The sequence below is a fragment of the Pseudomonas sp. AGC41 genome (genome assembly GCF_057334555.1).
The window spans coordinates 1-10,389 of record NZ_JBHFJB010000143.1 but is presented as its reverse complement, the minus strand read 5'-3'; the positions used below and the strand labels follow the sequence as shown (position 1 = coordinate 10,389).

Here is a 10,389-nt window from a genome sequence, read left to right as displayed (position 1 = left end):
AAGGCGTCGGCACATCCAACATCAATGCCAGCTGACACACCGCTTTCGCGAGCAGGCTCGCTCCCACAGGTTTTGTTATTTCTCAAGTAACGGGTTAGAAAACATCCCCCGGCACTCGCACGAACCCTTCCATCAACACCCGTGCGCTGCGGCTCATGATGGCTTTTTTCACGGTCCATTCGCCATTGACTACGCGCGCCTCGGCGCCGACGCGCAAGGTGCCGGACGGGTGACCGAAGCGCACCGCGTTGCGTTCGACGCCACCGGCCGCGAGGTTGACCAGGGTGCCGGAAATCGCCGCGGCGGTGCCGATGGCGACAGCGGCGGTGCCCATCATGGCGTGGTGCAGCTTGCCCATGGACAACGCCCGGACCAATAAGTCGACGTCACCTGCCGCCACGGTTTTACCGCTGGATGAAAGGTAATCCGCTGGCGGCGCGACGAACGCGACTTTCGGCGTGTGCTGGCGTTGGGCAGCTTCGTCCAGGTGCTTGATCAGGCCCATGCGCAACGCGCCATGGGCACGAATCGTTTCAAACATCGCCAGCGCCTTGGGATCGCCGTTGATGGCGCCCTGCAATTCGGTGCCGGTGTAACCGACATCCCGGGCGTTGATGAATATCGTCGGAATGCCTGCGTTGATCAGCGTCGCCTTGAGCTTGCCGACACCGGGCACCTCCAGGTCGTCCACCAGGTTGCCGGTAGGAAACATCGAACCACCGCCGCCCTCTTCCTCGGCCGCCGGGTCCATGAACTCCAGCTGCACTTCAGCGGCCGGAAAGGTCACGCCGTCAAGTTCGAAGTCACCGGTTTCCTGCACCGCGCCGTTGGTGATCGGTATATGGGCGATGATCGTCTTGCCGATGTTCGCCTGCCAGATCCGCACCACGGCCGTACCGTTCTGCGGGATACGGCTGGCATCCACCAGACCGCTACCGATGGCAAACGCCCCCACCGCCGCCGACAGATTGCCGCAGTTGCCGCTCCAGTCCACGAACGGCTTGTCGATGGACACCTGGCCAAACAGGTAATCGACGTCGTGGTCGGCCCGGGTGCTCTTGGACAGAATCACGGTCTTGCTGGTGCTGGACGTCGCGCCGCCCATGCCATCGATCTGCTTTTCGTACGGATCAGGGCTTCCGATCACGCGCAGCAGCAGCGCATCCCGGGCCGGGCCGGGAATGCGTGCCGCTTCGGGCAGGTCTTGCAGGCTGAAAAACACGCCTTTGCTGGTGCCGCCACGCATATAGGTCGCGGGGATCTTGATTTGAGGCGAGTGAGCCATGTGCTCCAACTCCTGAAAAAAAGGCGGCCAGAAAACCGGCCACCCGAGCGATTTAAACGGCAATCGCCGATTCAAGGAAATCCTGGGCGAAGCGTTGCAGCACGCCCCCGGCTTCGTAGATCGACACTTCCTCGGCGGTATCGAGGCGGCAGGTCACCGGGACTTCGAGGCGTTCGCCGTTCTTGCGAGTGATGACCAAGGTCAGTGTCGCCCGCGGGGTGCGCTCGCCGATCACGTCATAGACTTCGCTGCCATCGATGCCAAGCGTCTTGCGATCCGTGCCCGGCTTGAACTCCAGCGGCAACACGCCCATGCCCACCAGGTTGGTGCGGTGGATGCGCTCGAAACCTTCGGCGACGATCGCCTCGACACCGGCCAGGCGCACGCCCTTGGCCGCCCAGTCCCGGGACGAACCCTGGCCGTAGTCGGCACCGGCAACGATGATCAACGGCTGCTTGCGTTCCATGTAGGTTTCAATGGCTTCCCACATGCGCATGACCTTGCCTTCCGGTTCGACCCGCGCCAATGAGCCCTGCTTGACCTTGCCGTTCTCAACGACCATTTCGTTGAACAGTTTCGGGTTGGCGAAGGTTGCGCGCTGGGCGGTCAGGTGATCGCCGCGGTGAGTCGCGTAGGAGTTGAAGTCTTCTTCCGGCAGGCCCATTTTCGCCAGGTATTCACCCGCGGCACTGTCGAGCATGATGGCGTTGGACGGCGACAGGTGATCGGTGGTGATGTTGTCCGGCAGCACCGCCAGCGGACGCATGCCCTTGAGCGGCCGCGCACCGGCCAATGCGCCTTCCCAATACGGCGGACGACGGATATAGGTGCTTTGCGGGCGCCAGTCGTACAGCGGCGTGACTTTCGGCCCGGTATCTTCCTGGATCGCGAACATCGGGATGTACACCTGGCGGAACTGCTCGGGTTTCACCGAAGCCTTGACCACCGCGTCGATTTCCTCGTCGCTTGGCCAGATGTCCTTGAGGCGGATTTCCTGACCTTCCACCACACCCAGCACATCCTTCTCGATGTCGAAACGGATGGTGCCGGCGATGGCATAAGCCACCACCAATGGCGGCGAGGCCAGGAACGCCTGCTTGGCGTACGGGTGAATCCGCCCGTCGAAGTTGCGGTTACCCGACAAGACGGCGGTGGCGTACAGGTCGCGGTCGATGATTTCCTGCTGGATCACCGGGTCCAGCGCGCCGGACATGCCGTTGCAGGTGGTACAGGCGAACGCGACCACGCCAAAACCCAGTTGCTCAAGTTCAGATGTCAGGCCCGCTTCATCCAGGTACAACGCGACGGTTTTCGAGCCTGGTGCCAGGGATGACTTGACCCAGGGCTTGCGCGCCAGGCCCAGGCGATTGGCGTTGCGCGCCAGCAAACCGGCGGCGATCACGTTGCGCGGGTTGCTGGTGTTGGTGCAACTGGTGATCGCCGCGATGATCACCGCGCCGTCGGGCATCTGCCCGGGCACGTCGTCCCACTGGCCGGAAATGCCTTTGGCAGCCAGATCGGATACCGCGACACGGGCGTGCGGGTTGCTCGGACCGGCCATGTTGCGCACCACCGAGGACAGGTCGAAGGTCAGACCGCGTTCATATAACGCGCCTTCCAGGCTGTCAGCCCAGAGGCCGGTGGTCTTGGCGTAATGCTCGACCAACTGCACTTGCTGGTCTTCGCGGCCGGTGAGTTTCAGGTAATCGATTGTCTGCTGATCGATATGGAACATTGCTGCCGTGGCGCCGTATTCCGGCGCCATGTTGGAGATCGTCGCGCGATCCCCCAGGGTCAGGGCGCGGGCGCCTTCGCCGAAGAACTCCAGCCAGGCCCCGACGACTTTCTGCTTGCGCAGGAATTCGGTCAGCGCCAGCACCATGTCGGTGGCAGTGATGCCCGGTTGCAACTTGCCGGTCAGCTCGACGCCGATGATTTCCGGCAGGCGCATCCACGAGGCGCGACCGAGCATGACGCTTTCGGCCTCCAGGCCACCGACACCGATGGCGATCACACCCAGGGCATCGACGTGAGGCGTGTGGCTGTCGGTGCCTACGCAAGTGTCGGGGAACGCCACGCCGTCACGCTGCTGGATCACCGGCGACATTTTTTCGAGGTTGATCTGGTGCATGATCCCGTTGCCCGGCGGAATCACATCGACGTTCTTGAAGGCCTTCCTGGTCCAGTTGATGAAGTGGAAGCGGTCTTCGTTGCGGCGGTCTTCGATGGCGCGGTTCTTGGCGAACGCCTGCGGATCAAAACCGGCGCTCTCTACCGCCAGCGAGTGGTCGACGATCAGTTGGGTCGGCACCACCGGATTGACCTGCGCCGGGTCGCCGCCTTGCAGGGCAATGGCGTCGCGCAGGCCGGCCAGGTCGACTAAGGCGGTCTGGCCGAGGATGTCATGGCAGACCACGCGCGCCGGGAACCAGGGGAAGTCCAGGTCGCGCTTGCGCTCGATCAGTTGAAGCAGCGATTCGCGCAGCGTGGCCGGATCGCAGCGGCGCACCAGGTTCTCCGCCAGCACGCGCGAGGTGTACGGCAAGCCATCGTAGGCGCCAGGCCGAATGCCATCCACGGCGGCGCGAACGTCGAAATAATCCAGCGAAGTGCCGGGCAGCGGTTTGCGAAATTCTGTGTTCATCGTCAGGACTCGGGTCACGGTGGTTTCAGGAGGGGTGGCGCAACCATTGAAACAAACACATTCCCCTGTGGGAGCGAGCCTGCTCGCGAATGCGGTGTAGCAGTCGACATTGATGTTGGATGTCAGTCCGTATTCGCGAGCAGGCTCGCTCCCACAAGGGCAGTTCGGTTCAGGTAGCCAGTGCGTCACGGCCCTCCAGCTCAGCGTTGTTCGATTGGCACGAACTTGCGCTGTTCGACGCCGGTGTATTCGGCGCTCGGTCGGATGATGCGGTTGTTGGCGCGTTGTTCGAACACATGGGCGGCCCAGCCGGTCAGGCGCGAGCAGACGAAGATCGGCGTGAACAGCTTGGTCGGGATGCCCATGAAGTGGTACGCCGAGGCATGGTAGAAATCGGCGTTGGGGAACAGTTTCTTCTGCTCCCACATGGTCTTGTCGATGGCTTCGGAAACCGGGAACAGCACCGTGTCGCCGACTTCATCGGCGAGCTTTTTCGACCAGCCCTTGATCACTTCATTGCGCGGGTCGTTGTCCTTATAGATGGCATGGCCGAAGCCCATGATCTTGTCCTTGCGCGCGAGCATGCCGAGGGTGCCCTCGATGGCTTCTTGCGGCGAGCTGAAGCGCTCGATCATTTCCATCGCCGCCTCGTTGGCGCCGCCGTGCAACGGGCCGCGCAGCGAGCCGATGGCAGCGGTGATGCAGGAGAACAGGTCGGACAATGTCGAAGCACAAACCCGCGCGGTAAAAGTCGAGGCGTTGAACTCATGCTCGGCGTAGAGGATCAGCGACACGTTCATCACCTTGACGTGCAGCTCGCTCGGTTTTTTGCCGTGCAGCAGATGCAGGAAGTGGCCGCCAATGGAGACTTCGTCGGTTACGCATTCGATGCGCTGGCCTTCGTGGCTGAAGCGATACCAGTAGCACATAATCGCCGGGAACGCGGCCAGCAGACGATCGGTCTTGTCGTGCTGCTGGGAGAAATCCTGCTCGGGCTCGAGGTTGCCGAGGAACGAGCAGCCGGTGCGCATCACGTCCATCGGGTGGGCGTCAGCGGGAATGCGTTCCAGCACTTCTTTCAAGGCTTGGGGCAGGTCGCGCAACTGGCGCAGTTTGTTCGTGTAGGCGTCCAACTGAGCCTGGGTCGGCAGCTCGCCGTACAGCAGCAGGTAGGCCACCTCTTCGAATTGCGCGTCAGCCGCCAGGTCGCGAACGTCGTAGCCGCGATAGGTCAGCCCCGCGCCAGACTGGCCCACGGTGGACAAGGCGGTTTGTCCGGCCACCTGGCCACGGAGCCCGGCGCCACTGAGTACTTTTGCTTCGGCCATGTTGCTGTCTCCATTTTCTTGAATTTGTAGGGAGTCGCGCCTTACTTTTTCGCGGCGAACAACGCGTCGAGCTTCTGCTCGAAGGTGTGGTAGTCGATGCGATCGTAAAGCTCCATGCGGGTCTGCATGGTGTCGATGACGTTCTGCTGCGTGCCATCGCGACGGATGGCGGTGTAGACATTTTCGGCGGCCTTGTTCATCGCCCGGAACGCCGACAGCGGGTACAGCACCAGGGATACGTCGGCCCCGGCGAGTTGTTCGGTGGTGTAGAGCGGGGTTGCGCCGAATTCGGTGATGTTGGCCAGGATCGGCGCTTTCACGCGGCTGGCGAACAGCTTGTACATCTCGAGTTCAGTGATCGCCTCCGGGAAAATCATGTCGGCACCGGCCTCGATGCACGCGGCGGCGCGGTCCAGGGCCGACTCCAGGCCTTCCACGGCCAACGCATCGGTACGCGCCATGATCACAAAACTGTCATCGATACGGGCGTCGACGGCAGCCTTGATGCGGTCGACCATTTCCTGCTGCGAAACGATTTCCTTGTTCGGACGATGGCCGCAACGCTTGGCGCCAACCTGGTCCTCGATGTGAATCGCCGCCGCGCCGAACTTGCTCATCGACTTGACCGTGCGCGCCACATTGAACGCCGAGGAGCCGAAGCCGGTGTCTACGTCCACCAGCAGCGGCAGGTCGCACACATCGGTAATGCGGCGCACATCGGTGAGCACGTCATCCAGGCCGGTGATGCCCAGGTCCGGCACGCCGAGGGAACCGGCCGCCACGCCGCCACCCGACAGGTAGATCGCCTTGAAGCCGGCGCGCTTGGCCAGCAGCGCATGGTTGGCGTTGATGGTGCCGACCACTTGCAATGGATGCTCGGCGGCGACCGCATCGCGAAAACGCTGGCCTGGCGTGCTCTTGCTGGAACTCATGACTCACCTCGTTGAGTGGCGGCGCTGTCCTGGAAATGACGCGCAATGTTGCGTTTGGAGGCGCCGATGTGCCGGCGCATCAATAATTCGGCCAGCTCGCCGTCACGGTCGGCGATGGCATCGAGAATCCGGTGGTGCTCGGCAAAGGCCTGGCGCGGACGGTTCGGCGTGGTAGAAAACTGGATGCGGTACATGCGCACCAGTTGATACAGCTCGCCGCAGAGCATTTGCGTGAGGGTGCGATTGCCGCTGCCCTGGATGATCCGGTAGTGGAAGTCGAAATCGCCTTCCTGCTGGTAATAACCGACGCCGGCCTGGAACGCCGCATCGCGCTCGTGGGTTTCCAGCACCCGACGCAGTTCGTCGATTTCCTCCTGGGTCATGCGCTCCGCCGCAAGACGACAGGCCATGCCTTCCAGGGATTCGCGAATTTCGTAGAGTTCCAGCAGCTCGGCATGACTCAGCGAGACCACCCGCGCGCCAACATGGGGAATGCGCACCAGCAGCCGCTGGCCTTCCAGGCGATGGATCGCCTCGCGCAGCGGCCCGCGACTGATGCCGTAGGTGCGGGCCAGCTCGGGCTCGGAGATCTTGCTGCCGGGGGCGATTTCACCCTTGACGATGGCGGCCTGGATACGCCGGAAGACGTTCTCGGACAAGGTCTCGGCATCCTCATGGAGAAGGACCGGCGTTTCGAGCTGATCGAGCATATTGTCGACACCTTTGAAATCAATACGGCAAAAACTACCCGCTGACATCCGTAAGGTCAAAGTAAAATTAGATATTGTCGACAATCGTCTAATAACGCTCCCAGACATAACCCGTCGTTTCGACGTGTCGTAGCCTCCGGCCAGCGGTGGCGTCAGAAAACCACCGTGCTAGAATGCCGCCGCAATTGCCGCTCTCCCTATATAGAGAAGGCAACCTAGGGAGCTTGTGCAGTAATGCCAGGGCCTGAACCGAAAAACGGAACGCTGCGCACCAGGATCTATGACACTCAAGCCCTTATCTGCCGCCCTATGCTTTATCTGCCTGCCAGGGATTGCCGCGGCGGGTGAAAAAACCGTGTACGGCCTCAACGAATATGCAGCCCTGCAGGGCATTGACCTGGAGGTCGCCGCCAAGCTCGACACCGGTGCCAAGACCGCCTCCCTCAGCGCCCGTGACATCAAGCGCTTCAAGCGCAACGGCGAATCCTGGGTGCGTTTCTACCTGGCCATCGACGCGGCCCATTCGCACCCCATCGAACGCCCGCTGGCCCGGGTCAGCAAGATCAAACGCCGCGCCGGTGACTACGACCCGGATGAAGGCAAGAAATACACGGCCCGGCCGGTCATCGAACTGGATATCTGCATGGGCTCGGCCCTGCGCAGCATCGAAGTGAACCTGACCGACCGTAGCGCCTTCCAATACCCGTTGCTGATCGGCTCCGAAGCGCTCAAGCGTTTCGACGCGCTGGTCGATCCCAGTCTCAAATACGCTGCCGGCAAACCCGCCTGCGCCAATGCCGCTCATACCGCAGAGTAATTCCAATGCGCTCCCTTACCCTCCATCTGAAAATGCTGATCGCCATCCTGGTGGTGCTGGGCCTGTCAGTGACGGCCTATCAGATTTTCGTGCTCGGCATCCCGGTGACCGAAGACGCCACCGATGACCTGTGGAATATCGATGCCAAGGTCGAGTTCGTGCCCAACGCCAAGGATCCGGTGAAGATCCAGATGTTCGTGCCGCCCCTGAGCCGCGACTACGTCAGCCTCAACGAGAGCTTCATCTCCAACAATTACGGCGTAGCGGTGAACCGCGTCGACGGCAACCGCAAGGTGACGTGGTCGGCCCGGCGCGCCAAGGGCAACCAGACCCTTTATTACCGCCTGGTGCTGACCAAGCGCTACAGCGCCGAGAAAACCAAGGTCAAGGGCCCGACCTTCCGCGACAGCATCGCCGTCGAAGGGCCGGAAAAACTCGCCGCCGAAGCGCTGCTGGCACCGATCCGCCAGCACTCGGCCGACGTCGAGACGTTCATCAGCGAAGCCATCAAGCGGGTCAACAACCTCAACGACGACAACGTCAAGCTGTTGCTGGCCGGCGATCCGTCTTCGAGCAACAAGGCCAGAATCGTCGAGCTGGTGCTGTCCATTGCCCACGTGCCGGTGGAGAAGGTCCACACCATCCGCCTGGTGGCCGACCAGCCGCAGACGCCCGAGCTGTGGCTGCGCAGCTTCAACGGCACCGACTGGCTGTATTTCAACCCCGACACCGGTGAGCAAGGCCTGCCCACCGACCGCCTGCTGTGGTGGACCGGCGATGAGAACCTGATCACCGTCGATGGCGGCAAGAAAGCCACCGTCACCTTCAGCATGAACAACAGCGAAATGAACGCCATTCGCCTGGCCAAGCTGACGGACGAGAACACCGACGCCAACTTCCTCGAATACTCGCTCTACGGCCTGCCGCTGCAAACCCAGCAGACCTTCATGATCATGGTGATGATCCCGATCGGCGTGCTGGTGATCCTGGTGTTGCGCAACCTGATCGGCCTGCAGACCCTCGGGACGTTCACCCCGGTGCTGATCGCCCTGGCGTTCCGTGAAACCCAGCTGGGCTTCGGGATCATCCTGTTTACGGTGATCACTACCCTGGGCCTGTCGCTGCGTTCGTACCTGGAACACCTCAAGCTGCAAATGCTGCCGAGGCTCTCGGTGGTGCTGACGTTCGTCGTCGTGTTGATCGCCGCCATCAGTCTGTTCAGCCATAAGCTGGGCCTGGAGCGTGGCCTGTCGGTGGCATTGTTCCCGATGGTGATCCTGACCATGACCATCGAACGCCTGTCCATCACCTGGGAAGAGCGCGGCGCCGGCCACGCGATGAAAGTCGCCATCGGCACCCTGTTCGCCGCGTCCCTGGCGCACCTGATCATGAGCGTGCCGGAGCTGGTGTACTTCGTGTTCACGTTCCCGGCGATCCTGCTGATCCTGGTGGGCTTCATGCTGGCCATGGGTCGTTATCGCGGCTACCGCCTGACCGAGCTGGTGCGGTTCAAGGCCTTCGTCAAGGCTGACTCCTGATGTTCGGCCTCTGGAAGACCTGGAAGGCCCTGGAATCCCGGGGCATCATGGGCATCAACCGGCGTAATGCCGACTACGTGCTCAAGTACAACAAGCGCAGCCTTTACCCGATCGTCGATGACAAGATCATCACCAAGGAACGGGCCATCGCCGCTGGCATTCACGTGCCGGAGCTGTACGGGGTGATCTCCACCGAGAAGGAAATCGACAAGCTCGACGGGATCATCGGCGGACGCACCGATTTCGTCATCAAGCCGGCCCAGGGCGCCGGTGGTGACGGCATCATCGTTATTGCCGACCGCTTCGAGGGTCGCTATCGAACCGTGTCCGGGAAGATCATCAGCCACGAGGAAATCGAGCATCACATCTCCAGCATCCTCACCGGCCTGTACTCCCTCGGCGGGCACCGTGACCGGGCGCTGATCGAGTACCGCGTGACGCCGGACCAGATCTTCAAGAGCATCAGCTACGAAGGCGTACCGGATATCCGCATCATCGTGCTGATGGGCTATCCGGTGATGGCCATGCTGCGCTTGCCGACCCGCCAGTCCGGTGGTAAGGCCAACCTGCACCAGGGCGCCATCGGCGTCGGCGTCGACCTCGCCACCGGCCTGACCTTGCGCGGTACCTGGCTGAACAACATCATCACCAAGCACCCCGACACCACCAACGCGGTGGACGGCGTGCAGTTGCCCTACTGGGACGGCTTCATGAAACTGGCCGCCGGGTGCTACGAGCTGTGCGGGCTGGGCTACATCGGCGTGGACATGGTGCTGGACCAGGAAAAAGGCCCGTTGATCCTGGAACTGAACGCCCGCCCAGGGCTGAACATCCAGATCGCCAACGACTGCGGCCTGACCTTGCGCACCCACGCCGTGGAAGCACGCCTGGAAGAGCTCAAGGCCCGCGGCGTTATCGAAACCGCGGAAGAGCGCGTGGCGTTTGCTCAGGAGTTGTTCGGGCATATTCCGCCGGTTGAGGGTTGAAGCTGAGGATGAAAACCGCAGCTGAAGGTTGAACCCTGTGGCGAGGGAGCTTGCTCCCGCTGGGTTGCGCAGCAACCCCAAAGCCCAGCACCTCGGTGTATCAGAATGATCGCGCTCAACTGCCCAGGGGCCGCTTCGCAGCCCAGCGG

At 62.1% G+C, this 10,389-nt stretch carries 8 protein-coding genes; 3 read left to right on the top strand and 5 right to left on the bottom strand.

The features are described from left to right. Positions 1-94 precede the first annotated feature (94 nt). The 5 genes from prpF to ACE04F_RS23220 form a co-directional block, all read right to left on the bottom strand. Positions 95-1,285 (bottom strand): 2-methylaconitate cis-trans isomerase PrpF, encoded by a 1,191-nt coding sequence (gene prpF / locus ACE04F_RS23240; RefSeq protein WP_486110079.1) that lies wholly within the window; start codon positions 1,283-1,285, stop codon positions 95-97. A 52-nt stretch (positions 1,286-1,337) separates the two neighbouring features. Continuing rightward, positions 1,338-3,929, bottom strand: a complete 2,592-nt coding sequence (gene acnD / locus ACE04F_RS23235) for a Fe/S-dependent 2-methylisocitrate dehydratase AcnD (protein WP_486110078.1) — start codon at positions 3,927-3,929, stop codon at positions 1,338-1,340. Positions 3,930-4,129: 200 nt separating this feature from the next. Then, positions 4,130-5,257 (bottom strand): bifunctional 2-methylcitrate synthase/citrate synthase, encoded by a 1,128-nt coding sequence (gene prpC / locus ACE04F_RS23230; protein WP_486110077.1) that lies wholly within the window; start codon positions 5,255-5,257, stop codon positions 4,130-4,132. Between the two features lie 41 nt (positions 5,258-5,298). Then, positions 5,299-6,189, bottom strand: coding sequence for a methylisocitrate lyase (prpB, locus tag ACE04F_RS23225; protein ID WP_486110076.1), 891 nt, complete (start codon positions 6,187-6,189; stop codon positions 5,299-5,301). After that, entirely contained in the window at positions 6,186-6,899 is a 714-nt protein-coding gene (locus tag ACE04F_RS23220; RefSeq protein ID WP_486110075.1) for a GntR family transcriptional regulator, read from the bottom strand. Before ACE04F_RS23220 ends, prpB begins: the two co-directional genes overlap by 4 nt. 280 nt (positions 6,900-7,179) lie before the next feature. Between ACE04F_RS23220 and rloA the strand changes: the two genes are divergently transcribed. The 3 genes from rloA to ACE04F_RS23205 are packed head-to-tail and all read left to right on the top strand — an operon-like array spanning position 7,180 to position 10,240. Next, on the top strand, positions 7,180-7,716 hold the full coding sequence (gene rloA, locus ACE04F_RS23215; protein ID WP_486110074.1) for a retropepsin-like aspartic peptidase RloA: 537 nt from the start codon (positions 7,180-7,182) through the stop codon (positions 7,714-7,716). 5 nt (positions 7,717-7,721) lie between these two features. Continuing rightward, the gene (rloB, locus tag ACE04F_RS23210) at positions 7,722-9,254 is read left to right on the top strand and encodes an osmotic stress tolerance membrane protein RloB (RefSeq protein ID WP_039593717.1); all 1,533 of its coding nucleotides are present in this window, start codon (positions 7,722-7,724) and stop codon (positions 9,252-9,254) included. After that, entirely contained in the window at positions 9,254-10,240 is a 987-nt protein-coding gene (locus ACE04F_RS23205) for an alpha-L-glutamate ligase-like protein (protein ID WP_486110073.1), read from the top strand. Before rloB ends, ACE04F_RS23205 begins: the two co-directional genes overlap by 1 nt. The last annotated feature ends 149 nt before the right edge of the window (positions 10,241-10,389 follow it).

Excerpts from the sequence above, each read along its gene's own strand:
- prpF (WP_486110079.1), bottom strand. The coding sequence starts at position 1,285 with ATGGCTCACTCGCCTCAAATCAAGATCCCCGCGACCTATATGCGTGGC.
- acnD (WP_486110078.1), bottom strand. The coding sequence starts at position 3,929 with ATGAACACAGAATTTCGCAAACCGCTGCCCGGCACTTCGCTGGATTAT.
- prpC (WP_486110077.1), bottom strand. The coding sequence starts at position 5,257 with ATGGCCGAAGCAAAAGTACTCAGTGGCGCCGGGCTCCGTGGCCAGGTG.
- prpB (WP_486110076.1), bottom strand. The coding sequence starts at position 6,189 with ATGAGTTCCAGCAAGAGCACGCCAGGCCAGCGTTTTCGCGATGCGGTC.
- ACE04F_RS23220 (WP_486110075.1), bottom strand. The coding sequence starts at position 6,899 with ATGCTCGATCAGCTCGAAACGCCGGTCCTTCTCCATGAGGATGCCGAG.
- rloA (WP_486110074.1), top strand. The coding sequence starts at position 7,180 with ATGACACTCAAGCCCTTATCTGCCGCCCTATGCTTTATCTGCCTGCCA.
- rloB (WP_039593717.1), top strand. The coding sequence starts at position 7,722 with ATGCGCTCCCTTACCCTCCATCTGAAAATGCTGATCGCCATCCTGGTG.
- ACE04F_RS23205 (WP_486110073.1), top strand. The coding sequence starts at position 9,254 with ATGTTCGGCCTCTGGAAGACCTGGAAGGCCCTGGAATCCCGGGGCATC.